The organism is Hymenobacter siberiensis (assembly GCF_018967865.2).
Lineage (GTDB): Bacteria > Bacteroidota > Bacteroidia > Cytophagales > Hymenobacteraceae > Hymenobacter > Hymenobacter siberiensis.
This window is the reverse complement of sequence record NZ_JAHLZY020000001.1, coordinates 1-23,890: the sequence shown is the minus strand read 5'-3', so window position 1 is coordinate 23,890 and position 23,890 is coordinate 1. Positions and strand designations below refer to the sequence as shown.

General features: G+C 58.3%; 17 protein-coding genes, 4 tRNA genes, 3 rRNA genes and 1 pseudogene. 15 read left to right on the top strand and 10 right to left on the bottom strand.

The annotated features are described in order from the left end of the window. The first annotated feature begins 24 nt into the window (after positions 1-24). Positions 25-417: a VOC family protein gene (locus tag KQ659_RS00115; protein WP_216679364.1), complete on the top strand. Its 393-nt coding sequence runs from the start codon at positions 25-27 to the stop codon at positions 415-417. Positions 418-589: 172 nt separating this feature from the next. Further along, positions 590-1,702 (top strand): IS4 family transposase, encoded by a 1,113-nt coding sequence (locus KQ659_RS00110; RefSeq protein WP_216690477.1) that lies wholly within the window; start codon positions 590-592, stop codon positions 1,700-1,702. 12 nt (positions 1,703-1,714) lie between these two features. Here KQ659_RS00110 and KQ659_RS00105 read toward each other — a convergent pair whose 3' ends face one another. After that, positions 1,715-2,188 (bottom strand): T9SS type A sorting domain-containing protein, encoded by a 474-nt coding sequence (locus tag KQ659_RS00105; protein ID WP_216679367.1) that lies wholly within the window; start codon positions 2,186-2,188, stop codon positions 1,715-1,717. A 177-nt stretch (positions 2,189-2,365) separates the two neighbouring features. Here KQ659_RS00105 and KQ659_RS00100 point away from each other — a divergent pair. From KQ659_RS00100 to KQ659_RS00090, 4 genes are all read left to right on the top strand, one after another. Further along, positions 2,366-2,439 (top strand) — tRNA-Pro (locus KQ659_RS00100). A gap of 106 nt (positions 2,440-2,545) precedes the next feature. Then, positions 2,546-2,619: transfer RNA gene (locus tag KQ659_RS00095), tRNA-Pro, on the top strand. A gap of 130 nt (positions 2,620-2,749) precedes the next feature. Then, positions 2,750-2,884 carry a hypothetical protein gene (locus KQ659_RS21340; RefSeq protein WP_262898291.1) on the top strand — a complete coding sequence of 45 codons (135 nt, stop codon included), beginning with the start codon at positions 2,750-2,752 and terminating at the stop codon, positions 2,882-2,884. Between the two features lie 30 nt (positions 2,885-2,914). Continuing rightward, positions 2,915-3,412, top strand: a complete 498-nt coding sequence (locus KQ659_RS00090; protein WP_216679368.1) for a hypothetical protein — start codon at positions 2,915-2,917, stop codon at positions 3,410-3,412. Positions 3,413-3,495: 83 nt separating this feature from the next. Here the strand turns inward: KQ659_RS00090 and KQ659_RS00085 are convergent, their stop codons facing one another. Beyond that, entirely contained in the window at positions 3,496-4,014 is a 519-nt protein-coding gene (locus KQ659_RS00085) for a hypothetical protein (protein ID WP_216679369.1), read from the bottom strand. A gap of 95 nt (positions 4,015-4,109) precedes the next feature. After that, positions 4,110-5,888 carry an ABC transporter ATP-binding protein gene (locus tag KQ659_RS00080; protein WP_216679370.1) on the bottom strand — a complete coding sequence of 593 codons (1,779 nt, stop codon included), beginning with the start codon at positions 5,886-5,888 and terminating at the stop codon, positions 4,110-4,112. A gap of 131 nt (positions 5,889-6,019) precedes the next feature. Between KQ659_RS00080 and KQ659_RS21335 the strand changes: the two genes are divergently transcribed. Together KQ659_RS21335 and KQ659_RS00075 are read left to right on the top strand one after the other, a co-directional pair. Next, positions 6,020-6,148 (top strand): hypothetical protein, encoded by a 129-nt coding sequence (locus tag KQ659_RS21335; RefSeq protein ID WP_262905462.1) that lies wholly within the window; start codon positions 6,020-6,022, stop codon positions 6,146-6,148. A 63-nt stretch (positions 6,149-6,211) separates the two neighbouring features. Further along, positions 6,212-6,953, top strand: a pseudogene (locus KQ659_RS00075) (DUF5700 domain-containing putative Zn-dependent protease); the annotation flags it as partial. A 138-nt stretch (positions 6,954-7,091) separates the two neighbouring features. Here the strand turns inward: KQ659_RS00075 and truA are convergent. Continuing rightward, entirely contained in the window at positions 7,092-7,859 is a 768-nt protein-coding gene (gene truA / locus KQ659_RS00070) for a tRNA pseudouridine(38-40) synthase TruA (RefSeq protein WP_216690478.1), read from the bottom strand. Between the two features lie 132 nt (positions 7,860-7,991). Then, a complete protein-coding gene (locus KQ659_RS00065; RefSeq protein ID WP_216679373.1) occupies positions 7,992-9,197 on the bottom strand; it encodes a thiolase family protein in 1,206 nt (401 codons plus the stop codon). A 90-nt stretch (positions 9,198-9,287) separates the two neighbouring features. On the opposite strand from KQ659_RS00065, the gene KQ659_RS00060 reads away from it, so the two are divergent. Beyond that, positions 9,288-9,761 carry a DUF4293 family protein gene (locus KQ659_RS00060; protein ID WP_216690479.1) on the top strand — a complete coding sequence of 158 codons (474 nt, stop codon included), beginning with the start codon at positions 9,288-9,290 and terminating at the stop codon, positions 9,759-9,761. A 112-nt stretch (positions 9,762-9,873) separates the two neighbouring features. Here KQ659_RS00060 and KQ659_RS00055 read toward each other — a convergent pair whose 3' ends face one another. The 5 genes from KQ659_RS00055 to KQ659_RS00035 all read right to left on the bottom strand — a co-directional run bounded on the left by KQ659_RS00055 (position 9,874) and on the right by KQ659_RS00035 (position 16,170). Further along, positions 9,874-10,836, bottom strand: a complete 963-nt coding sequence (locus KQ659_RS00055; protein WP_216690480.1) for a DUF4476 domain-containing protein — start codon at positions 10,834-10,836, stop codon at positions 9,874-9,876. 198 nt (positions 10,837-11,034) lie between these two features. Continuing rightward, positions 11,035-12,957, bottom strand: coding sequence for an OmpA family protein (locus KQ659_RS00050; protein ID WP_216690481.1), 1,923 nt, complete (start codon positions 12,955-12,957; stop codon positions 11,035-11,037). A gap of 106 nt (positions 12,958-13,063) precedes the next feature. Then, positions 13,064-13,576, bottom strand: coding sequence for a hypothetical protein (locus KQ659_RS00045; protein ID WP_216679377.1), 513 nt, complete (start codon positions 13,574-13,576; stop codon positions 13,064-13,066). 146 nt (positions 13,577-13,722) lie between these two features. Then, complete coding sequence (locus KQ659_RS00040; protein WP_216690803.1) at positions 13,723-14,574, bottom strand: (Fe-S)-binding protein; 852 nt, start codon at positions 14,572-14,574, stop codon at positions 13,723-13,725. A gap of 192 nt (positions 14,575-14,766) precedes the next feature. Further along, entirely contained in the window at positions 14,767-16,170 is a 1,404-nt protein-coding gene (locus KQ659_RS00035) for a (Fe-S)-binding protein (protein ID WP_216679378.1), read from the bottom strand. Positions 16,171-16,342: 172 nt separating this feature from the next. On the opposite strand from KQ659_RS00035, the gene KQ659_RS00030 reads away from it, so the two are divergent. The 6 genes from KQ659_RS00030 (at position 16,343) to rrf (ending at position 23,838) form a co-directional block, all read left to right on the top strand. Then, a tRNA-Phe gene (locus KQ659_RS00030) sits at positions 16,343-16,415 on the top strand. 1,109 nt (positions 16,416-17,524) lie between these two features. After that, positions 17,525-17,824: a hypothetical protein gene (locus KQ659_RS00025; protein WP_216690482.1), complete on the top strand. Its 300-nt coding sequence runs from the start codon at positions 17,525-17,527 to the stop codon at positions 17,822-17,824. A 982-nt stretch (positions 17,825-18,806) separates the two neighbouring features. After that, a 16S ribosomal RNA gene (locus KQ659_RS00020) occupies positions 18,807-20,322 on the top strand. Between the two features lie 98 nt (positions 20,323-20,420). Continuing rightward, positions 20,421-20,494: transfer RNA gene (locus KQ659_RS00015), tRNA-Ile, on the top strand. 196 nt (positions 20,495-20,690) lie between these two features. Then, positions 20,691-23,606 (top strand): 23S ribosomal RNA (locus KQ659_RS00010). A 120-nt stretch (positions 23,607-23,726) separates the two neighbouring features. Further along, positions 23,727-23,838: ribosomal RNA gene (gene rrf, locus KQ659_RS00005) — 5S ribosomal RNA — on the top strand. Together the 16S, 23S and 5S rRNA genes with 1 tRNA gene alongside form the textbook arrangement of a ribosomal RNA operon. Positions 23,839-23,890 lie beyond the last annotated feature (52 nt).

Sequence of the window (23,890 nt, the reverse complement as noted above, 5' to 3'; positions counted from 1 at the left end):
GACTAAAAGTCCGCGCTACTGCTTATGAACCAACACATCGCCCACGTCACCCTGCTCGTTCGTGAATACGACGAAGCCATTGCCTTCTACACCATCGTGCTGGGCTTCATGCTCGCCTCCGACCTCGATATGGGCGACGGCAAGCGCTGGGTAGTGATAGCGCCGCCCGGCCCCGCCGGCTGCAGCCTGCTGCTGGCCGAAGCCAAAACCGACGAAGAAAAACAAGCCGTGGGCCGGCAGGGGGCCGGCCGCGTCTGGCTGTTTCTGCACACCGACGACTTCTGGCGCGACCACCCGGTGCTGCAGGCCCGCGGCCTGCACTTTCTCGAAACCCCGCGCAGCGAGGTGTACGGCCACGTAGCCGTATTCGAAGACCTGTACGGTAACAAGTGGGACCTGCTGGAGCCGTTGGGCTAAAAGAAATGCCAGCCAATAAACCAAACGGCCGCCTTGCTGAGCAGGGCGGCCGTTTGGTTTATTGGCTGGCGAGGGTGTGGGCTTGGGCTACTCTACCCTACTAAATTTTAGGGCATAAAAAGGGGGCAGCCCGACCTTTGGGGTTCCAACCACCAAAAACCCGTTCTGCCCCGTGAAGCAACACTTCGCTGCCAAAATTACGACGCTTTTGCAACAGGCCCCGTTTGTGGGCCACTTATCTCGCCAAAAGTTTGTGGGCCAGTTCATTATTGGCCTGATAAAGAGCCGCAACGTGCAATTTGGCGAAGTGGCCCAGCACCTCAACGACGCCGCTAAGCCCGCCTCGACCGAAACGCGCATTCAGGACTTTTTCCGCGAAGTCGACCTCAATTACATGCTGGTGGCCAGGCTTTTGCTTAGTTTGTTGCCTGCGCAGGGCAAGCTGCGTTTGTGCCTGGACCGCACGGAGTGGGACTTCGGCCAGTGCCAGGTCAACGTGCTGCTCGTCACCGTCGGCACGGGCGAGGTCCACGTGCCGCTCTACTGGCAGCTGCTCGACAACCGCAGCGGCAACTCCAACGCCGCCGACCGCATCGCGGTGCTCGAAAAGTGCGTGGCTTTGCTGGGGAAAGACCGCATCGGCCTGGTCGTGGGCGACCGGGAATTTGTCGGCCATGCGTGGTTCAAGTGGCTCAAAGACAACGGACTGAATTTTGTCATGCGCGTGCCCAAGCACCACTGCCTGACCCACGCCGACGGCCGCCGGCAGGCCGTGGCCGACCTGGGCCTGGTGCCGGGGCAGGTGCGCCGCTTTGCCCACGTACAGGTCGACGGGGTCTGGGGACAGGCCTGGGTCAAGGCCGTGGCGGCGGGCGAGTTCGTCTACCTGTTTGCCACGGCCGGTCTGAACCACCTCGAGCAACGCTACGCCAAGCGGTGGACGATTGAGCAGTGCTTCCAAAACCTGAAAGGCCGGGGTTTCAACCTGGAAGCCACCCACTTGCGCTGCTTGCAAAAGCTGCGCAAACTCGTGGCCCTCGTCAGCCTGGCCTACGCCTTCTGCCTGGGCGTGGGCGCAGCCGCCCACGGCGGCCGCCACCTCATTGCCCGCAAGAAGCACGGCTACCGGGCCGCCAGCCTGGCTCGTCACGGCCTCAACCTCCTCCGCCAACTCACCCGTCCGCTAACCCGGCCCGATGACCCGTTGGCCCGCCTGGTTGAAACGCTGCTAAACTGCACTACGAGACAACTTGCTCGAAATCAACTACTAAAAATAGTAGGGTAGAGTAGGCTTGGGCTACTGCCCAATCATGACGCGGCGCATGCCGGTTTTCTCATACGCCGTGCAGCGCACGATGTAGGCCCCGGCCGGCAGCTGGCTCACGTTGAGCACGGCCGGGGTCTGGCCATTCATCATGGTGTGGGTGATGACGGGGCGGCCGCCCGTATCGGTCACTTCCACGCGGGTGGGGCCGGGATTGTCGGTTTTCACGGTGAGATGGCCGGCTACGGCATCGGCTTTCACCTTAATGGCGTTGGGGTTAGCGGGCGGGGTTTCGGGGGCCAGCGCGATGCGGCCCGTGCCCTCGGCTGTCGGCGCTGAGGCAGCGGGAGCTGCCGGAGGGGCTGCTATTACGCCGCTGGGCAAAATTGCTTCTTCTTTGGCGGGGGCAGCAACGGCCGTAGCCGGGCTGGCGAATGTCGGGGCCTGGGCCTGCGCCGCCGCCGAAGCCAACGTGCTGGCCAACACAAGTAGTAATAACTTTTTCATAAGTAGGATAAGAACAAGATGGGGTAAATTGGCTTGCGTAAAGCTAAGCAATTATGAAACCGCTTGGGCCAAAACCGCTCCAAAAACCGGCTACAGGCCACTGTGGGCAAAACTTTATTTTCGCAGAGCTTGCACATGAATCAAAAATAATCTTACCTTTGTCGCTCCAATACCAAACGGGGTGTAGCGTAGCCTGGTATCGCGCCAGCATGGGGTGCTGGAGGTCGTAGGTTCGAATCCTGCCACTCCGACGGAAGAGCAGCCGCTCTTATAAAGCCTTCGAACTCTCGGGTTCGGAGGCTTTTTTCGGCCGCTTAATATTGGAAATAGAAACAGGCCGCCCCATCGGCCTGCTTTCGGGGTGTAGCGCAGCCCGGTAGCGCGCGTCGTTCGGGACGACGAGGCCGTAGGTTCGAATCCTGCCACCCCGACCCGAGAATGAAAAGGCCCTCTCCATTGCTGGAGAGGGCCTTTTTTTGCTCATATACATACCGGAATGCAGCTTAAGCGCGTTTCGGCGCTTTCCATCATTTTATCCCCACTTTTTCCTCCTTCTTTTCCATGAAAAACAACCTTCTACTGCTTGCCTTGCTGGGTGGCACCGCCACGGCAGCGCACGCCCAAACTGCTATTCCGGCTGGCACCGTGTCGCTCGGGGGCAGCGTGGGATACTACCGGCATACCACCAATGCTTAGGTGACGGGCTCCAACTTAAGCAGCGAATCGGTGAATAGCCAATTCCAGATTGCGCCCTCGGTGGGCTATTTCGTGGCCGACAATCTGGCTGTGGGCCTGAGCCTGGGCTATACGGCCACTAAAAACACTTATAACAGCACCTTTTCGAATAATCTCTCGGACCTTGCCCCTAATACAACTTTCCGGAGCGGTGCCTATGTGCAGTACTGCAAAATGCTGACTGACCAGTTTGGGCTGGTAGGTACCCTCGGAGGCGGCTATCAGTACAATCGCACCACCTACATTTATGGGCCGGCTGGAAACATGAATTCTGGTGAAACAAAGCAGAAGGGGTATTATGCCAGTCTGACGCCGGGCACTATTTACTTCCCTGTTCCGAAGCTGGGTATTAGTGCCACCGTAGGCAGCTTGGCCTACAGCCGGCTAAAGGAAACACCTACTAGCGGGGAGCCAGTTACCACCGATTTTGGCGCGAGTTTCGGCCTGAGCCAGCTGCAGTTCGGTGGCACTTACTACTTCGGCCGCTAAACGGAGGTGTTTGCAACAGCAAAAAGCCTTCCGGCCCATTGGCCGGAAGGCTTTTTTGTGGCCCGTGGTGCCGATGCCTGCTGCTACTTCACGCCCACCCACACTTCCGACTCCTCGTTGGCCCCGAAACGCTCCAGGTAGAAGTCGCCGCGCTGCGTCAGCTTCTGTTTTTTCACGGCCTCGAAAGCGGCGGGGTAGAGCTTGTTGGGGGCCAGCAGGTAGCTCACGCCCGTGAGGCGGGCGGCTAGGATACGCTGCCCGGCCGGCACCACGCGGTAGCGGAAGCCGGCGGGCAGGGCTTGGGTGGTATCGGGCAGGGCCAGGCCGATGAAGGCCTGAATGGTGTCGTGGGCCGTTTCGGGGTCGTTGAGGTAAAGGTTGGCGAGGTCGCCGTGCAGGCGTATCTGGGCATCCTTGGCCTGGCGGAACAGGTTGCCGAAGGAATCGCCGGTAACCTTGCCGTGGAAGGGCTGGCCGGCCAGATACAGCGGCACAGCGGTGGTTTCGAGGGTGATTTTAGGCTCGCGGGTGCCGCCGAGGTAGGCGTAGGTGCTGGCCGCGATGAGCGTGAGCAGGATGATGGCGAGGAAGAGGTAGCGCATGAGTAAGTGAGTAAATGGGTAAATGGGTAAGTGAGTAGATGAGTAAGTAAAGCGGTGCCGGGCCACTTTACTCACTTACTCATCTGCTCACTTACTCAGTCACTGCTAGCCACCACGTACTGCATGCGGTAGAGCTGGGCGTAGTAGCCGCCCTCAATGCGCAGGAGCTCTTCGTGGGTGCCGGTTTCCTTGATTTCGCCCTTGTCGAGGACGATGATTTTATCGGCTTTCTGAATCGTGCTCAGGCGGTGGGCGATGACGAGCGAGGTGCGGCCCTGCATCAGCTTTTCGATGGCTTCCTGAATCAATTCCTCGGTTTCGGAATCGACGGAGGATGTGGCTTCGTCGAGCACGATGATGTGGGGCTGGTACACCATGGCCCGCACGAAGCTGATGAGCTGGCGCTGGCCCACCGAGAGCGTGGCGCCGCGCTCCATCACGGGATAGCCGAGGCCGTTGGGCAGGCGCTCAATGAAGCGGCGGGCCCCCACGAGGTCGGCCGCTTCCCAGATTTGCTGGTCGGTGATGGTCTGGTTGCCGAGGGTGATGTTGTCGCGGATGCTGCCGGCAAAGAGGAACACATCCTGGAGGACCACGCCAATCTGGCGGCGCAGCAGGCTCAGGTCGTAGTCGCGCAGGTCGCGGCCATCAATCAGTATGTTACCTTCCTGAATATCGTAGAAGCGGCTGAGCAGGTTAATAATACTGGTTTTGCCCGCGCCGGTGGCTCCCACGAAGGCAATGGTCTGGCCGGGCTTGACGTGGAAGCTGATGTCCTTGAGCACCCAGTCGGGCTCGTTGTAAGCGAATTTGACGTGCTTGAACTCCACATCGCCCCGCAGCTCGGCGGGGGCGTAGGTGCCGGTGGTGGCGATGATGTCCTGGTTGTCGAGCAGCTTGAGCAGGCGCTCGGTGCTCACCAGGCCCAGCTGCAGGGTGTTGAACCGGTCGGCAATCTGCCGGATGGGGCGGAAAAACAGTGCGTTGTACATAATGAAGGCGATGAGGGCACCCTTCGAAATCGAGCCCTCAATCTGGCCCTGGGCGGCGTACCACACCAGCAGGCCCACTCCGATAGCGCCCAGCACCTCGGCCACCGGAAAGTAGATGCTGTAGTAGAGCACCGAGCGGATGTTGGCATCGGTGTGCTCCTTGTTGATGGCTTCGAACTTGCGGAACTCGCGCTCCTCGTTGTTGAAAATCTGGACCACGTTCATGCCCGTGAGGTGCTCCTGCACGAAGGAGTTGAGCTTGGCCACGGCCGTGCGCACATCCTGAAACGAGCCCTTGATTTTCTCCTTGAACACGTACGTGCTGAACAGCAGCGGCGGAATCACCGACAGGCTGATGAGCGTGAGCCGCCAGTCGATGTAAAACATGAAGGCCATGATGAAAAGCAGCTGCAGAATGTCGCCCACCATGGCCGCCAGACCCTCGCTGAATACGTCGGACAGGGTTTCCACGTCGGAAATGTTGCGGGTTACGAGCACACCAATGGGCGTCTGGTCAAAAAACTTAAGCTTGAGACTGAGCAGGTGCTGATAGAGGTCGGTGCGGATATCGCGCACGATGTACTGGCCCAGCCAGCCGCCGTAGTACGTCTGTAGGTAGCTCACGCCGGCGTGGGCCACCAGCAGCACCAGCAGCAGCATAAACATGAAGTTCAGGCTCTTCATATCGCCCTGCTCGATGCTCACATCGACCATGCGCTGAATGAGGAAGGGCCGCAGCGTACCCAGCACGGCTGTGGCTACGGTGAGCACAATGAGGCCGATGAAGACGCGCCGATAGGGGCGCACGTAGCCGAGCAGGCGGCGCAGCACGGCCCAGTCGAAGACCTGGCCGGTTTTGGGGGCGGAAGTGGTGGGGTCCATAAGTGGGGGCAAAGGTCGGTAAGAACAAGCAGTGGCGAGCGGAGTTCGCGGCGGGTTGGTAAGTGGCGGTTTGCTTTTTCGAACGGCATCCCCATCTTTAGGGCCTGCTTCACATCCTTTCCATCCTTTTTATGCTGCTGTTGCTACGCCGCATAGGCTTTTGTTTGGGCTTGCTGCTGGCTGCCTTCGCCGCCCGCGCCCAAACCATCAACACCGACGCCGTGACTCGGTACTGGGAAATAACCGACGGGCTGCGGTAAAACCGCCCCCTCATCGACCAGGCGTAGCAGGAATTCCTGGAGATTCCGGGCAATAAGATTTACGTGCGCGGCATCTACTCCGCCGCCGATTTGATGCGCTACCGCCGGGCCATCGAAGTGGTGTACATGCCGCGCTACGACTCGCTGCGCCAGGCCAAGCTGCAAGCCAAGGTGTGGTACTACCTGATGGTGAACGACTATAAGGAGCGCGAGCCCGATTGCCGCCGCTACGTGGCCAGCCTCGCCCAAAACACCTCTGCCCTCGACCTGATGTACCAGTACGCCTACCAGCAGCTGCCCCCGGCGGCCCGCAAACGGGTATCCAACCTCAATATCTACTACGAGGCCCTGGGCAATGATGCTACCTCCCAGGCAGAGGGAATATTCTACAGCCTGCGCGCCGTGCTCGATGCCAATGAGGTGAAGCGCGGCCTGATGGAAGGCCACGAAATATACCACCAGCTCCAGTCCAGCCGCGATTTCGGCCCCATTGCCCCCGACGATGAGGGGCTGCTGGAAATAATGGCCAGCATGCAGCACGAAGGCATTGCCGACCAGATTGATAAGCCCCTGAAAATGGCTCAGCCCGGTGACCCGCGCGGCATCCGCGACTGGGGGCTCACGCCGGCCCCCACGTTTATCCAGCGCCTGGATTCCGCCCTGCAATCGCGGGCGCGGGGCGGGGCATCGGCATCGGGCCGGTGGTACCGGCGGCTGTCCGACGGTTCCACCGGGGCATCTGCCGGGCTTCTTCATGTCGTCGGCCATCGTGCGCAACGGCTACGGCAAGCAGCTGATTGCGCAGTCCGACGCCCCCTTCGCCTTCGTGTACTTCTACCAGAAAGCGGCGAAGAAGGATAAAACCCCGCTGCCGCGCTTCTCTGAAGCCGCCATGCGCTACCTCAAAGTGCTGGACCGCAAGTACCCCCGGCCCTGGCTACGGCTACGCGCTGATTTCCGCCGCCGGCACCACACCGTCCTCATACTCCACCCGGCTCAGGAAAAGTCCTTTGGCTGGCGCGGCGCTGCCGGCATCTACCCGCTTCTGCGCCCACAGCAGCTCCTGAAACTGGCGCGGCGTGAGCTTGCCCCGGCCCACGTCGAGCAGGGTGCCCACCACCAGCCGCACCATGCCCCGCACAAAGCGGTTGGCCCGAATGCGGAACACCCAGCCGCCGGGTGCCGGGTGCCAGCCGGCGGCCGTGCAGTAGCACACGTAGTGGTTTTCGCCGCCCTTCACTTTCGAAAAGGACGTGAAATCGAACTGCCCCACCATATAGCCGGCGGCCTCATTCATGGCGGCAATGTCTAGCGGGCGGTCCACGTACAGGGCCTGGTCGCGCCGGAAGGGGTTGGGCTGGGTCACCACGAAGTACTCGTAGTTGCGCTCCTCCGCCGAGAAGCGGGCGTGCGCATTGGCCGGTACGGGGTGCAGGCGTAGCACGCCGATGTCGGGCGGCAGGGCCCGGCGCAGGCGGTAGAGCAGCACATCGAGCGGCAGGGTTTCGTGCAGGTCGGCATCGAAGTGCGCTACTTGGTGGCTGGCGTGCACGCCCGAATCGGTGCGGCCGCTGCCCAGGCAGTAAGTGGGCCGGCGCAGTATCTGGGTCAGGCAGCGGTCAATTTCGGCCTGCACGGTGGGCATGCCGGGCTGAATCTGCCAGCCGCAGTAGGAAGTGCCGTCGTAGGCAAGGTGCAGGAAATAGCGCATGATGCGTAAAAGTACGGCTGCGCAAAAGGGTAGGGGCGGAGCTTGTCCCCGCCCGCCGTGTACGCCGTTCTAAAAACGGTCGTGCAATAACGGGCGGGGACAAGCCCCGCCCCTATAAGGGTTTCTACAGCGTTACAGCTTCTCGTAAATCACGGCGGCGCCCTGGCCTACGCCCACGCACATCACGGCCAGGCCGTAGCGCATGCCTTCGCCGCGGCGGTGCATTTCGTGCAGCAGCGTGGCCGTGATGCGTGCGCCCGAGCTGCCCAGCGGGTGGCCCATGGCAATGCTGCCGCCATTCACGTTCACCTTGGCCATGTCCATGCCCAATTCGCGCACGCAGGCAATGCTCTGGGCGGCAAAGGCTTCGTTGAGCTCAATCAGGTCGATGTCGGCCAGCGTGAGGCCGGCGCGCTGCAATACCTTCTGGGTCGCCGGAATCGGCCCGAGGCCCATCACCGAAGGGTCTACGCCGGCCACGGCCGAGGCTACCACCCGCGCCAGGGGCTTCAGGTTATATTTTTTCAGCGCGTCGTCGCTCACCATGAGCACGGCCGCCGCGCCGTCGTTGATGCCGGCCGAATTGCCGGCCGTCACGGTGCCGCCCTCGGGCTGGAAGGCGGGCTTGAGGGTGGCCAGCTTTTCGAGGGGCGAGAAGCGCGGCTGCTCATCGGCATCAAAAAGAGCCGTATCGCCCTTCGGACGCGGAATAAACACCGGCACAATCTCCTTGCGGAACCGGCCTTTCTCCAGGGCGCGGGCGTACTTGCGCTGGCTCTCGAAGGCGAAGAAATCCTGCTCCTCGCGGGTCACGTTGTACTGCTTGGCCACGTTCTCGGCCGTCTGGCCCATGGCAAAGGGGTAGTGCAGCTGCGTGAGGCGGGGGTTGATGAAGCGCCAGCCCAACGTGGTGTCGTGGGCCGTGAGCTCGCGTCCGAACGCCGATTCCGACTTGGCCATCACAAACGGGGCGCGGGTCATGCTCTCAGCCCCGCCGGCCAAGTACACGTCGCCCTCGCCGCACTTAATGGCGCGGGCCGCGTCCATAATGCTCTGCAGGCCCGAGGCGCACAGGCGGTTCACGGTATTGCCGGGCACCGTAACGGGCAGGCCGGCCAGCAGCGCGGCCATGCGGGCCACGTTGCGGTTGTCCTCCCCGGCTTGGTTGGCGGCGCCGATGATGACGTCCTCAATGGCGGCCTTATCAACGGTTGGGTTGCGGCGCATGAGCTCGCGGAGCACATGGGCGGCCAGGTCGTCGGGGCGAACGCTGCTGAGCGCACCCCCAAATTTTCCAATCGGGGTACGCACCGCGTCCACGATATAAGCAGTTGGCATTCGTAAGGTAATAATGGCGGCGCAAGCGCCGAATGGAATTAAATTTGCGGCCCGGGCACTGGTTCGGACCTGTTCAACACTACAACAAAGATGATACAAAGAATCCAAAGCGTGTTTTTGCTCTTGCTGGCCCTGGCCATGCTCAGCCTGCTGGCGCTGCCCCTGTGGCACAAAGTCGACGGCCTCACTCATCAGGAATTAACCCTCACGGCCTTTGGGTTCGATGCCCATGGCCTTACCGTACCAGCCGGTATCGGCCCGGTCTGGCTTATTGGCACCCTGGCTGCTGCCTCGGCCGCGCTGGCGTTCTATGAGATTTTCCAGTTCCGCACCCGCATGCGCCAGCTCATGCTGGGCTCCATCAACCTGCTGCTCATCACCGCCACCCTCGGCGCCGAGTTCTACTTCCAGACCAAGGGCGAGCAGCTACTCAACATCAAGCTCGAAGGCCAGGTGCTGCTCGCTTTCTACCTGCCCACGCTGGCCCTGCTGCTCAACCTGCTGGCCAACCGCTTCATTCGCCGCGACGAGCAGCTGGTGCGCAGCGCCGACCGCCTGCGCTAAGCAGCTGTGCCGCTCGGTACGCGGAAAATCGGAATGAAAAAGGGCCGCTGTCGTGATGACAGCGGCCCTTTTGTGTGTAACTGCAGACAGCCCGCGCCGTTGGAAACGGCTCCTAGCGTTGCGAAGTATTATTCACGGCCTGCTCTACCGCCTTGGCACCGCTTTCCGTTTCAAAGGCATCATATACGCGGTTGAAATTCTGGGGGTCGCTGATGTGCGTGTAGGCAAACGTGGCTAAATCTATGCGGCAGGCCTCGGCGTTGATGCTGCGCAGCAGGCGGCTCAGGTCATCGCTCCGCAGGCTGCGCTGGGCCAGGCCTTCTTTGGCCGCGCTCAGCTTGCTGGCTTCGGCAATGCGCCCCTGCACGTTTTTCACCAAGGCATCCACGTCCTGCGGGGCCAGGCTGCGGTAGCTGCTCGTAGCAGTGCCGGGGTAGTTGCCGGGCGTGGGGCCGTTGTTGTAGCCGCCGTTGTTAGGCAAGTTGGGATTATTGCCGTAGCCGCCGTTGGGGGCCGGAGTAGTGTTGTAGCCGCCGTTGCTGGGCGCGTTGGGATTATTGCCGTAGCCGCCGTTGGGGGCCGGAGTAGTGTTGTAGCTGTAGCTGTCGCCATCGTTGTAGTCGTCGTACGGTTCGTTGCTGCCGTAGCCCTGGCCGTAGGGCGCGGGGCTGTTGTAGTGCCCACCACCGCCACTGTAGTAGCCGTTGCCGCCATAGCCGGGCGCGTATAGCGCTACGGCATTTACCTGCTGCAGATATAGCGGCCGGCCCGGCCGCGTCACCAGCACAAATGTGGTTTCGAGGCCGGGCTCCAGCCACACGCGGCTGCGGAAGCGCACGGCCCCGCCATACGCCGTGGGCACGCTGAAATCGGCCCAGTGCTGGCCGGGCATCAGTTGGTCGACGTGCACCTGCCGGGCCAGGCCCCGCGTGAGGGGCCGCCCATCAAGCACCAACCCAAACGGTACCCCGCGCTCCGACGAAAAGTTGACATTTGCCGGTACGGGCGGGTAAGCCAGCGCGGGAGATACGGCGGCAAATAAGCTCGCCAGTGCCAGAAGTAGCGCCTTTTTCATTGCAGTAAAGGAGAAGGTTTCGGCCGGAAACTCCGGCCGCTGCTCATCTATTTCCAAAACCTGTGCCACGTTTCGGTAAGGCGGTGGGTATTGTAGGGTGCGGGAGCTAGCCCCGCGCCCTACCCATTTCGTGGCGCAGCAAAAAGCCCCCGCAGCGTTGGCTACGAGGGCTTCTCAAATCAAAATTAACTACTCAGGCTACTTCGCTATCCGAGTCACTTTGAACTCGGTGCGGCGGTTGCGCTGGTACTCTTCTTCCGTCGTCGGCTTCAGCACAAGGGGGCGGGTTTCGCCGTAGCCCTTGGCCGTGATGCGGGCCTTATCGATGCCCTTGCTCACGATGTAGTCAACGGCGGCCTGGGCGCGCTGCTGCGAAAGCTTCATGTTATAAGCGTCCTTGCCGCGCTGGTCGGTGTGCGAGCTCAACTCGATGGAAATTTTGGGGTTATCCATCAAGGTCTGCACCAGCGTATCGAGGCGGATGGCAGCATCCGGCCGGATGTCGTACTTGTTGTAGTCGTAGAGAATATCTTTGACTTCAATAGCCTTGGCCAGAACGATTTTGTTCAGCGTCAGGGTCACCGGTAGCTGAATGTCGTTGGTCAGGTTGGGCAGGGCATCCTGGCTGGGCTTGCGGCCCACGGTGCTCAGGGCCGTGCGGGCCGAGAAGTCGCCGGCGCGCTCAGCCAGCATGTTGTAGCTGGTCACGGAGTCCAGCTTCAGGTTGAATTTGCCGTCCGGGCCGCTCACGGCGCTCAGGCGCTGGCCGTTGGAGCTGGTCACCGTCACAGTAGCACCGGCCAGGGGCAGCGTGGTTTTGGCTTTGTCGTCGCGCTCCAGCACGGTACCGTCGGCGTAGAAGGTCACCAGCTTGAGGGCCTTCTTCTTGAACATGTACTCGTCATCCGAACCCTTGCCACCGGCGCGGTTCGAGCTGAACAGGCCCATGTCGCCGGCCATTGGTACCGGGGCGAAATCATCGGCGGTGCTGTTCACATCGGCCCCCAGGTTCACGGGCTGGCCGTTTTTCACCATAAAGAGGTCGAGCTTGCCCAGGCCGGGGCGTCCGTCCGAAGCGAAGTACAGCGTACCATCCGGGGCCACGCCGGGGAAGTTGTCGTTGCCGGCCGTGTTAATGGTTTCGCCAAGGTTCTCCGCCGGCGAGAAGCGGCCGTTCGGGCCCAGGGTGGCTTTGTAGAGGTCGTTGCCGCCCTGCCCGCCCTTGCGGCCCGAGGCGAAGTACAGCGTGGTACCGTCCGGCCCGAAAGCCGGGGCAAAGTCATCGGCCGTCCGGTCGTTGATGTTGGCCAGCACCGGCTCGCTCCAGGCCCCGGCCTTGAGGTAGGAAATCCACAGGTCAACGCTCAGGTAGCCTTTCTTGCTACCGTCGTTCGAGCGGGCAAACACCATCGTCTTGCCATCTGGGGTGTAGGTGGCGCTGGCTTCGTGCTTGTTCTCGGTGTTGAAAGGACCTTCGAGCTTGCGCACCGTGCCGCCGGTCATGGCCGCCGCGTTATCAAACTTGATGGCATAGAGGTCGTTAAAGTTCTCACCGTTACCGAGGTATTTCTTGCCATCGCGGCCGGAAGCAAACACGAAGTCGCCGGTACCGGCCATCATCGTGCCGCCAAAGTCGGAGCCGGCCGAGTTCAGCGCGTCCACGGGCATCACCTCATACTTGTTTTTAATAGCGGCCACGGCCTTGCTGGCGGCGGCGTTCTTGCTTTCCGTTTCGGCGCGGGCGGCCAGGGTGCGGTTGCCGCCGTTGCTGCCGTAGCTCGCAAACTGCGCCGCGGCCTCGTCGTATTTGCCGTTAGCTTTCAGCGCTTCAGCGTAGCGGAAGCCAGCGTCGGCGTTCTTTACTCCGCCATCGATAGCAGCTTTGTAGAAAGGCTCGCTTTCCTCAACCCGGTTCGAGAGGCGATAAGCCTCGCCGATGCGGAAGTTGGAAATGGCGGCACCCTTACCTTTGGCCACATCGGCCTTATACAAGGGAATAGCCAGTTCATACTGGCCGCGGGCGAACTGCTTGTCACCCTTGCTCATACCACCGGTAGTGGCACAGCCGCTCAAAAGCGCGACGGAGCCAGCCGCGGTGCAGACGAATAATAGTTTCCTCATAGGTGAAGTGGGGTGGTGGTGTGGGGAGGGTGAGGGGAGGGAGGAATCAGGAATATTCCCGATTAGATATTTTTGGGTTAGCAATAATACTACGTTTGAAAAGGATTCACGTAAGCAGTCCGTTTTTTTCTTCCTGCCCAAAGTAGCGGGCCAGCCAGGTTTCGCTGGCTGGACGGGGCCAGTGGGTATCCAATTCACCCTTAGTCCCTAGCGTATTATCAAAATAAAACGTGTCCGGCCCTACTGTCCCAGCCGCCACGGCCTCCTTCAATTCCCCGCGCTTCAGCAGCTGCACCGTGCCGGCCTGCAAAAAAGCCATCCGGGATTTTTCCAGCAGCTCCACGCCCAGGTACTGCTCAAGCTGGGCCACAAAGCGCACCGAAGCGTCGATGGAACAGCCGCTTGCGCCGGCCACGCCTTCATCCAGCCCAATCACCAGAAACTGCTGGTGCAGGAATTCGCCCGAGGCCAGCAGGGTGCGGCCGTGGCTGGTCCATTCTTCGGCGAAACGGGCTAGGCCAGGCATCATGCCCACAATCTCCGTCCCGCTGAGCGGGCGGCTGGCCTGGTAAATCCATACCCGGGCTTCGGGCGGAAGCTGGTCGAACGCAACATACATAGAAGGTCGGTTTTAAGGCAGTGAGCATGACCAGGCTGCTCCCCGAAGGTGGGCAGCCCAGTCTTTCAAAGGTATGGGGGTAAACGAAGGCAAGCGTATTTTCTTGCCCTCGCTTACCCCCGAAACCGAATGTGCACCCGTAAAATTTAGGCGTTGATGCCTTCAGCCGAAGCTACCAGCTCGGCTAGGTCGAACACCTGCACCTTGCTTTCCTGCTCCTTGTTCTTCACGCCGTCGCTCATCATGGTCATGCAGAAGGGGCACGATACGGCAATGATGCTACCCTGCAAATCATGCGGGCCGGGGGCGCTGGTTTCGGTTTCCACGCCGCCGAGGTTGGCCAGTGCCTCGGCCTTGCCGCTGAGGGTGGCCAGGGCTTCCTCGGTGCGCTCGATGTTGATTTCCTTTTTGCCGGGCTCAGCTTCTTTCCACATCTGGGCGCCGCCCGCGCCGCAGCACAGGCCGTTGGCGCGGCTGCGCTTCATCTCCACCAAGTCGGCGTCGAGGGCGGCCAGCACGTCGCGCGGGGCTTCGTAAATGTTGTTGGCTCGGCCCAGGTAGCAGCTGTCGTGGAAAGTAATGCGGCGGCCCTTGAAGCTCTCACCCCCGGTCACGCCCACCTTGCCTTCGTTGATGAGCTGCTGCAGGTAGGTGCTATGATGAATAACCTCGTAGTCGCCGCCCAGCGCCGGGTACTCGTTCTTAATGGTGTTGAAGCAATGCGGGCAGGCCGTCACGATTTTCTTAATGCCGTAGCCGTTCAGCGTCGTGATGTTCTGCATAGCCTGCATCTGAAACAGGAATTCATTGCCGGCCCGCTTGGCGGGGTCGCCGGTGCAGCTTTCTTCCAGGCCCAGCACGGCGTACTTGGTGCCCACATGCTCCAGAATGCGCACGAAGGCGCGGGTCACACGCTTGTACCGGTCATCAAACGCGCCGGCGCAGCCCACCCAGAACAGGATTTCGGGCGACTCATTGCGGGCCGCCAAATCGGCCATAACGGGAACATTGATTTGCTTTTTGATTGGTGCTTCAGGAGTCATAGTAGGGAATGCTTGAAGAAGAACGTCATGCTGAGCGAAGCCGAAGCATCTCGCGTGCAGTGGTAACCAATGACGTAACAACAATAGGATTAGTAGTGGCACGCGAGATGCTTCGGCTTCGCTCAGCATGACCGCCTTTTGAGTAATCTAAGCTACCGCAGTAGCGCCTGCCTTCTCCGCCGCAAACAAATCATCGGCCCAGTTAAACCGGTCCGAAGGCGAGAAAGCCCACGGCGCACCGTTGTTCTCAATATTAGAGAACATCACGTTCAGCGAGTTAGGTGCGGCCGATTCCTCCAGCACCAGGAAGCGGCGCATTTCAATAATGCTGTCGAGCGGGTTGATGTTCACGGGGCAGCTTTCCACGCAGGCGTTGCAGGTAGTACAGGCCCAGAGCTCCTCCGGTGTCACCTTGCCGCGCAGCAGGGTGGCTTCCATCAGGTCGGTCACGGGCTCGTGCTTGGCTTCGGCCCCGTACACGTTGGGGCGGAAGATGAGGGGCGAGTTATACTTTTCCTCCATCCGGTCGCGCGTGTCCATAATGATTTTACGCGGCGAGAGCAGCTTCCCCGTCAGGTTGGCGGGGCATACCGAAGTGCAGCGGCCGCACTCGGTGCAGGAGTAGGCGTTCAGCAGGTTCGTCCAGGGCAGGTCTTCCACGTCTTTGGCACCGAAGGGCGCGGGCGGCAGCGGCGAGCCATCGGGCGCGGTAGGAGCGGGCGGCACCACAAAGCTAGGGTCCATCATGGCCTTCACCTCGTTGGTGATGCTCTCCACGTTCGAAAATTGCCCCTGCGGCACCAGCCGCGAGTACCACACGTTCGGAAATGCCAGGATGATGTGGAAGTGCTTGGAACTGGGTAGGTAGTTGAGGAACAGCAGGATGCCGGTGATGTGAATCCACCAGCCCAGGCGCTCCAGTACGTGCAGCGTGCCTTCGTTGGTGGGCAGCAGGCCCACCAGCAGGTTGCTCACGGGGAAAGTGCCGGGCAGGTCTTCGCCGCGCATGGCGTGCAGCTTCAGGTCGGCGGTGTTCATAAAGAACAGGGCCAGCATCAGCGCCACCTCAACATACAGGATGATATTGGCGTCCATCTTAGGCCACAGCCGCAGCTCCGGCCCCGTGAAGCGCTTGAGGGGCGGGTTGCTATTGCGGCGCCACCAGAATGCGGCCACGGCCACAATCACCAGCGCCGCCAGGATTTCATTGGTCGCCATCAGCAAATCATACACCGGTCCGAGGAATTTCAGTGCCCGATGAAAGCCGAAAATGTTGCCAAATAGGCCATCAATGACAATCTCAATCACCTCAATATTGATGACCAGAAAGCCCACGTACACCACCAGGTGCAGCAAAGCCGGCGTCATGCGCTTAAACATTTTCTGCTGACCAAAGGCCACCAGTATGGTTTTCTGAAACCGCTCAGCCGCGTTGCCACTCACGTCGCGCTCGCGCCCAACCAGAATGTTGGCCCGTATTTTCCGGACCTGCCACGCGAAAAAGCCAAAAGCCGCTACCAGGAGCAGTAGAAAGAGGATGGATTGCAACATGCAGTAAAGGTAAGCAAGTGGAAACGTTTGGGGACGCAATATACTCGGCATGCCTACTACTTTTCAAAAACTGTACACTTATTCACACTTTTTTTGCTCAGGTTCTTGCGTCATTGCATTGCATTCGTACCTTTGCGGTCCCATAAGCAACCTAAAGACGCTGCGGGGAGACGGCAACATAGCTCAGTTGGTAGAGCACAGCACTGAAAATGCTGGTGTCGTTGGTTCGATTCCAACTGTTGCCACAGAAAAACCCCTTCACAGCTTGTGAAGGGGTTTTTTGTTTATGTCTTAAACGGAACCCAGTACAGCACAGGCTGACCGGTTCTGGGGCCTGCTCAGCAATGATTGAAAATGCCGGCGTTCCCGCAACAGAAACGATGCTTATCACGAAGTGAAGAGCGGAACTATAATTCTCGCTTTGAAAGTCGGAAATCCCAGCCTTCGTCACCTCACGCCTGTCAACCCGCGGGTTCTGTCCAGTGCCGGTAGCCTACGGGCCCAAGCACTACCGCATCCTTGGTATTAGCAAGCGGGATAGCAGGTTTGGACTTGATGGCGGTGCAATGGCCATGCAAAGCAGCAATGTTTACATAGCCTGCATCTTTGGTAGAACCCCGGCCAACTTCATCGGTGAAAAAAGTGCTTCAGCCACCTCTATCGTATTACCGCTCTCCAGTCGGTCCCGCGCATTCAGGAATACACTAATAGGATGTGATGGGTCCTCCGTGCAGTTTACAGTTCTTGCTCCCATCGCTACTACTATAGAGTAGTGTCACTAAGGCCGCGTTCCCAGGCAAAGGGGGGGCCTGGCTAGCGGCTCATCATAGTATAGGATGCTTAGCATCCGCTCAGGTCACCGTAATACCCCCTTCACTGCAGAATACCCGACCCGCACAGGTATGCCTGGTGGGAAGCAACCCAGCCCAACTTCGGGCCGCTGCGGCCCCCGCCCCCGCCTTCCATCGGAATACGGAGCCCACTACCGCCACACTTTCGGTTACGCACAGCACTATCCTGTCGCTGCCCCCTTCCCCGGTGGCTCTACGCGGTAGCCCCCCACGGTAGCCTCCAACAGCAGTTAGTATCAATGATTGGTTACCGTGCCCCGGTAGCATCTCATATCTTGCCGTCGGCAATGCCTTTGTTACCTCTTACTATATGGAGCACTGCTGCCACTTCCCCCGCTATCACCATTACCCAGCCGGGTAACTATTGCGCGTCGGTACCTGCTCCAGGCAACTGTACCAGTCAATCTCATCGAACCGGGCATGCGAAGCAGCCAATGCCCCTTCTCCCTGAAGGCCGATGCTACGATTTGCGATGTAGCCCCTTATTGCTGCGTATCTCTGCCGTGGCCGCTCCCGGAACCACCTACCGCTGGTCAAACGGGTCAACCGCTGCCATGCTATTGGTGCAGGCCAAGGGCCTGTATGGGCTGGCGCGTAGCTTGGCCGGCGGTATACGGTCGGCTAGTCGGCATATATCATCAAGCAGCTACCGCCTCATCCCCAGCATCGTGCCCCCCGATGGCGACGGCCTCAACAAGCAACTCCCGCCAGCCGGCTTGGCAGGAAACCAAGTCCTCGATGACTACAACCGTGAAGACATCACTTCTACATTGCTAGGCAATACCGTAGTGTATGGGGCATGATGTCACTGCTAGGTACTTACTCCCCCTAATGCGCCAAGCCTCCATTCAACAGTTGCTTCGCGGCTGGGTTGAAGTGGTGCGGTAGCAAGGAGTACGTTAAGAAAGGCAGGGAAAAGCCATTGCTCGACCTTCCGCTGGGGCTTCCCCAATCTGAATACGAGCATCTCAGCCGGCGCTGCTCGTATTCAGGTCAACACCACAGCCGTCCTGCCAGCGATTACTCCGTCCAGATTCGCATAAAAAGCGAAACTACCGAACCCCATATGCCTATCTGCTGGCAATCCATTTCACCCCTAAATATACCGTCAGCATACATACAAGGCGCTTTTGCACGAATCACTAGCTGTTGCCATCCCTTTTTAACCAGCAAAAAGCTGCCATAATCTCAACTATTTCGGCGCCTCGCCTTGCTTATTCAAGAATCTCGCGTACTTTTGCACTCCCAAATCGAACGGAGGCGGGCAGAAAAGCAAGCGAAAAAGAAATTTGTCGCCGGTCTTGGTTCTTGAAAAAACCCCCTTACCTTTGCACCCCGCCACGAATCGAACGGATTCACGGCTTTGAAGCCAGTCTTTTTATTACAACGAAAGTTGAAAAATAAAGTTGGAAATCAAAAAAGTTTCTTACCTTTGCACCCCGAATCGCACTAACCGAGTGCCACTCGCCGCAAAGCAAGCGAAAACGAAAAATAAAAACTTTTCATCTTTTGCTTGTCAGTTAAAAACTTCTTCTTACCTTTGCACTCCCAATCGCAGGAAAGGGAATTGAGAGAAAGAAAAACAGGCAGTTCACACCGCCACACTATCACGCCAACTGGGCTGATACACGTTCTTTGAATGTTTGGAAAAGACAAATAGTAAGGGCTTTTTGCAGCGATGCAGGGAGCAGCAATTACAAGCGTAACACGAATACATGAACTCGTTAATACGAGTCGGATTAGCACTCGACATCAGCCAGTTTTCGAACTGGTGTAGAACATTTTACAATGGAGAGTTTGATCTTGGCTCAGGATGAACGCTAGCGGCAGGCCTAATACATGCAAGTCGAACGGTCTTTAGCAATAGAGATAGTGGCGCACGGGTGCGTAACGCGTAACCAACCTACCTGAATCTGGGGGATAGCCCGCCGAAAGGCGGATTAATACCGCATAAAACTGCAGCTTGGCATCAAGTAACAGTTAAAGATTTATTGGATTCAGATGGGGTTGCGTGCCATTAGCTAGTTGGCGAGGTAACGGCTCACCAAGGCGACGATGGCTAGGGGAGCTGAGAGGCTGGTCCCCCACACGGGCACTGAGATACGGGCCCGACTCCTACGGGAGGCAGCAGTAGGGAATATTGGGCAATGGACGAGAGTCTGACCCAGCCATGCCGCGTGCAGGATGAAGGCTTTCTGAGTCGTAAACTGCTTTTATCAGGGAAGAAAAAAGGGGATGCGTCCTCTACTGACGGTACCTGATGAATAAGCACCGGCTAACTCCGTGCCAGCAGCCGCGGTAATACGGAGGGTGCAAGCGTTGTCCGGATTTATTGGGTTTAAAGGGTGCGTAGGCGGTTCTTTAAGTCCGGGGTGAAAGCCCACTGCTCAACAGTGGAACTGCCCTGGAAACTGGAGGACTTGAGTACAGACGAGGGTGGCGGAATGGATACTGTAGCGGTGAAATGCATAGATAGTATCCAGAACACCGATTGCGAAGGCAGCTGCCTAGACTGTAACTGACGCTGAGGCACGAAAGCGTGGGGAGCGAACAGGATTAGATACCCTGGTAGTCCACGCCGTAAACGATGGATACTCGCTGGTGGCGATAGATGGTCACTGGCTTAGCGAAAGCGTTAAGTATCCCACCTGGGGAGTACGCTCGCAAGAGTGAAACTCAAAAGAATTGACGGGGGCCCGCACAAGTGGTGGAGCATGTGGTTTAATTCGATGATACGCGAGGAACCTTACCTAGGCTAGAATGCGCGTGACCGGCTCAGAGATGAGCCTTTCCTTCGGGACACAAAGCAAGGTGCTGCATGGCCGTCGTCAGCTCGTGCCGTGAGGTGTTGGGTTAAGTCCCGCAACGAGCGCAACCCCTATGTTTAGTTGCCAGCATGTAATGATGGGGACTCTAGACAGACTGCCTGCGCAAGCAGTGAGGAAGGCGGGGACGACGTCAGGTCATCATGGCCCTTACGCCTAGGGCTACACACGTGCTACAATGGACGGTACAGCGGGTTGCCAACCAGCGATGGTGCGCCAATCCCGAAAAGCCGTTCTCAGTTCGGATCGGAGTCTGCAACTCGACTCCGTGAAGCTGGAATCACTAGTAATCGCGTATCAGCAATGACGCGGTGAATACGTTCCCGGGCCTTGTACACACCGCCCGTCAAGCCATGGAAGTTTGGTAGACCTGAAGCTGGTGCTCCGCAACGAAGCCAGTTAGGGTAGAACAGGTAACTAGGGCTAAGTCGTAACAAGGTAGCCGTACCGGAAGGTGCGGCTGGATCACCTCCTTTCTGGAGCAATTCGACTCGTGAGTTCGTGGCGTGAGACGCTTACAATTACAACTTATTATTGTCTTTTCCATCATTCAAACAATTTTGAATCCGAATACGGGCTTGTAGCTCAGGTGGTTAGAGCGCTACACTGATAATGTAGAGGTCCGTGGTTCGAGTCCACGCAGGCCCACTTGGCTTTGCCAAACGGTCTGAAAAGCTCAGGATTCAGTAATACCGATTGACTTCAATAGGAGGTCAATCTCGACACTACTAAATACCAGAGTAGTACACGTTCTTTGACGTAAGGGGTAACAAAAACGAAGCGTAGCGCGCTTGCCTCAGTAATGGGGAAAGCATCTTCTAGTAATAGAAGCAGCGTTTACGAAAAAGAAGTAAGAAAGAGCACACGGGGGATGCCTAGGGTCTCAGAGGCGACGAAGGACGCGATAAGCTGCGATAAGCTGGGGTAGGGGCACATACCCGATAATCCTCAGATTTCCGAATGGGGCAACCCCTCACATGGAAGATGTGAGAGCTGACCAGCTTGACTGGCGGCGGCAAACGCAGGGAACTGAAACATCTAAGTACCTGCAGGAAAAGAAAATAACAATGATTCCCCAAGTAGTGGCGAGCGAACGGGGAGGAGCCCAAACCGGGTTGGTTACGGCCAATCCGGGGTTGTAGGACCACGACATCTGATTGAATCGAGTTAGCTGAAGCCGTTGGGAAACGGCACCATAGACGGTGAGAGTCCGGTAAGCGACAATTCTGATTCACGGTAGTGGGATCCTGAGTAGGGCGGGGCCGGAGAAACCCCGTCTGAATCGAGCGGCACCATCCGCTAAGGCTACATACTCCTGAGACACCGATAGTGAACTAGTACCGTGAGGGAAAGGTGAAAAGAACCGGGAATACCGGAGTGAAAAGAACCTGAAACCGTGTGCTTACAAGCAGTTAGAGGGATTTAGTGTCCTGATAGCGTGCCTTTTGCATAATGAGCCTACGAGTTACTCCTCCCCGGCAAGGTTAAGCGCTTTAAGGCGCGGAGCCGCAGCGAAAGCGAGTCTGAATAGGGCGTGCAGTCGGGGGGGGTAGACGCGAAACTTTGTGAGCTACCCTTGAGCAGGTTGAAGGTGCGGTAACACGCACTGGAGGACCGAACCAGTTTCCGTTGAAAAGGATTTGGATGACTTGAGGGTAGGGGTGAAAGGCCAATCAAACTGAGAAATAGCTCGTACTCCCGAAATGTATTGAGGTACAGCGTCGTGGTTGAGGTCATTGGAGGTAGAGCTACCAATAGGACTAGGGGGTGTCAGAGCCTACCGAATCCTGATGAACTCCGAATGCCAATGGCTATACACGGCAGTGAGGCCTGGGGTGCTAAGGTCCCCGGCCGAGAGGGAAAGAACCCAGACCAACAGCTAAGGTCCCTAAATCTAGATTAAGTTGAACAAAGGAGGTCCACTTGCTTTGACAGCCAGGAGGTTGGCTTGGAAGCAGCCATTCCTTTAAAGAGTGCGTAACAGCTCACTGGTCGAGCGAGCGGGCGTCGATAATACGCGGGCATCAAATCTAGTACCGAAGCTTTGGATGTGATGTGCAAGACCATCACGTGGTAGGGAGCATTCTCCTTGCGGTGAAGGCGTGTCGTCAGGCATGTTGGAGCGTGGAGAAAAGCATATGTAGGCATGAGTAACGATAATGCGGGTGAGAAACCCGCACGCCGATAGACTAAGGTTTCCAATTCAACGCTAATCGGAATTGGGTTAGTCGGGACCTAAGGGGAAGCCGAAAGGTGCACTCGATGGACAGCAGGTTAATATTCCTGTACTAATGGTAGCAAGTGATGCAGTGACGCAGAAGTGAAAGCACCGCGGGCGGACGGAAGTGCCCGTTGAAGGCCGTAGGTATTGGGACCGTAGTTAAGTACGCGGACCTAGCCGAAAGCTGATAGTACCGTACGACCTTCGGGTCACGCGGATAGTGTGCCTAATCGGACTGCCAAGAAAACCTGCTAAGCGTTTTAATGCTATTATTACCCGTACCGCAAACCGACACAGGTAGTCAAGGAGAGTATCCTGAGGCGCTCGAGTGAATCACGGCCAGGAACTCGGCAAAATGGACCTGTAACTTCGGGAGAAGGGTCGCTTCCTCGTTGCAAGACGAGAAGCCGCAGTGAAAAGGCCCAGGCGACTGTTTAACAAAAACACATGACTTTGCTAACGCGCAAGCGGACGTATAAGGTCTGACACCTGCCCGGTGCCGGAAGGTTAAGAGGGGAACTTAGTCGCAAGGCGAAGGTTTGAATCGAAGCCCCGGTAAACGGCGGCCGTAACTATAACGGTCCTAAGGTAGCGAAATTCCTTGTCGGGTAAGTTCCGACCTGCACGAATGGTGTAACGATCTGGGCGCTGTCTCAGCCGTGAGCTCGGTGAAATTGTAGTCTCGGTGAAGATGCCGAGTACCCGCCACGGGACGGAAAGACCCCGTGCACCTTTACTATAGGTTGCCATTGGTGTTGGGTTCGGCATGTGTAGCATAGGCGGGAGGCGCTGAGCCGGGGACGCTAGTTCTCGGGGAGCCAACGTTGAAATACCGCCCTTGCCGTGCCTGATGCCTAATCCCGGAATACCGGGAGACAGTGGCTGCTGGGTAGTTTGACTGGGGTGGTCGCCTCCAAAAGAGTATCGGAGGCTTTCAAAGGTCCACTCAGTACGCTTGGTAACCGTACGCAGAGCGCAATAGCATAAGTGGGCTTGACTGTGAGGCCGACTAGCCGAGCAGGGTCGAAAGACGGATATAGTGATCCGGTGGTTCCGCATGGAAGGGCCATCGCTCAAAGGATAAAAGGTACGCCGGGGATAACAGGCTGATCTCCCCCAAGAGCTCATATCGACGGGGAGGTTTGGCACCTCGATGTCGGCTCGTCACGTCCTGGGGCTGGAGAAGGTCCCAAGGGTTCGGCTGTTCGCCGATTAAAGTGGCACGCGAGCTGGGTTCAGAACGTCGTGAGACAGTTCGGTCCCTATCTGTGGTGGGCGTTGGAAATTTGACAGGACCTGTCCTTAGTACGAGAGGACCGGGATGGACCAGCCGCTGGTGCGCCGGTTGTACCGCCAGGTGCAGCGCCGGGTAGCTACGCTGGGACGAGATAAGCGCTGAAAGCATCTAAGTGCGAAACTCACCTGGAGATGAGATTTCCCAATGGAAGGCCCGTCGGAGATGACGACGTTGATAGGCGGCAGGTGAAAAACTAGAAATAGAATAGCTGAGCCGTACTAAGTGGCCGAGGGCTTCTTTTCATCCGCAAGGATGGCGTCGAGCGCGCACAATACGTTTCGTTTTTGTCCCCTTATGTCGAGTTATTGAGGAGTGTGTTCCTGCGCAAGCAGGGTAATAGAACACGCACACTCCCCGCCAGCAATGGTGGCTTTAGCCCGGGTGTTCACCTCTTCCCATTCCGAACAGAGTCGTTAAGCCCCGGTGCGCCTATGGTACTGCCTTCACCGGTGGGAGAGTCGGTCGCCGCCAACCTTACAACAGGAAATCCTCTTGGATGCTTTCACCAGCAACCAAGAGGATTTTT

Bases quoted from the DNA above. Each gene is read 5' to 3' on its own strand.
- KQ659_RS00115 (WP_216679364.1), top strand. From the start codon at position 25: ATGAACCAACACATCGCCCACGTCACCCTGCTCGTTCGTGAATACGAC.
- KQ659_RS00105 (WP_216679367.1), bottom strand. From the start codon at position 2,188: ATGAAAAAGTTATTACTACTTGTGTTGGCCAGCACGTTGGCTTCGGCG.
- KQ659_RS21340 (WP_262898291.1), top strand. From the start codon at position 2,750: ATGAAAAACAACCTTCTACTGCTTGCCTTGCTGGGTGGCACCGCCACG.
- KQ659_RS00085 (WP_216679369.1), bottom strand. From the start codon at position 4,014: ATGCGCTACCTCTTCCTCGCCATCATCCTGCTCACGCTCATCGCGGCC.
- KQ659_RS00080 (WP_216679370.1), bottom strand. From the start codon at position 5,888: ATGGACCCCACCACTTCCGCCCCCAAAACCGGCCAGGTCTTCGACTGG.
- KQ659_RS21335 (WP_262905462.1), top strand. From the start codon at position 6,020: ATGCTGCTGTTGCTACGCCGCATAGGCTTTTGTTTGGGCTTGCTGCTG.
- truA (WP_216690478.1), bottom strand. From the start codon at position 7,859: ATGCGCTATTTCCTGCACCTTGCCTACGACGGCACTTCCTACTGCGGC.
- KQ659_RS00065 (WP_216679373.1), bottom strand. From the start codon at position 9,197: ATGCCAACTGCTTATATCGTGGACGCGGTGCGTACCCCGATTGGAAAA.
- KQ659_RS00060 (WP_216690479.1), top strand. From the start codon at position 9,288: ATGATACAAAGAATCCAAAGCGTGTTTTTGCTCTTGCTGGCCCTGGCC.
- KQ659_RS00055 (WP_216690480.1), bottom strand. From the start codon at position 10,836: ATGAAAAAGGCGCTACTTCTGGCACTGGCGAGCTTATTTGCCGCCGTA.
- KQ659_RS00050 (WP_216690481.1), bottom strand. From the start codon at position 12,957: ATGAGGAAACTATTATTCGTCTGCACCGCGGCTGGCTCCGTCGCGCTT.
- KQ659_RS00045 (WP_216679377.1), bottom strand. From the start codon at position 13,576: ATGTATGTTGCGTTCGACCAGCTTCCGCCCGAAGCCCGGGTATGGATT.
- KQ659_RS00040 (WP_216690803.1), bottom strand. From the start codon at position 14,574: ATGGCCGATTTGGCGGCCCGCAATGAGTCGCCCGAAATCCTGTTCTGG.
- KQ659_RS00035 (WP_216679378.1), bottom strand. From the start codon at position 16,170: ATGTTGCAATCCATCCTCTTTCTACTGCTCCTGGTAGCGGCTTTTGGC.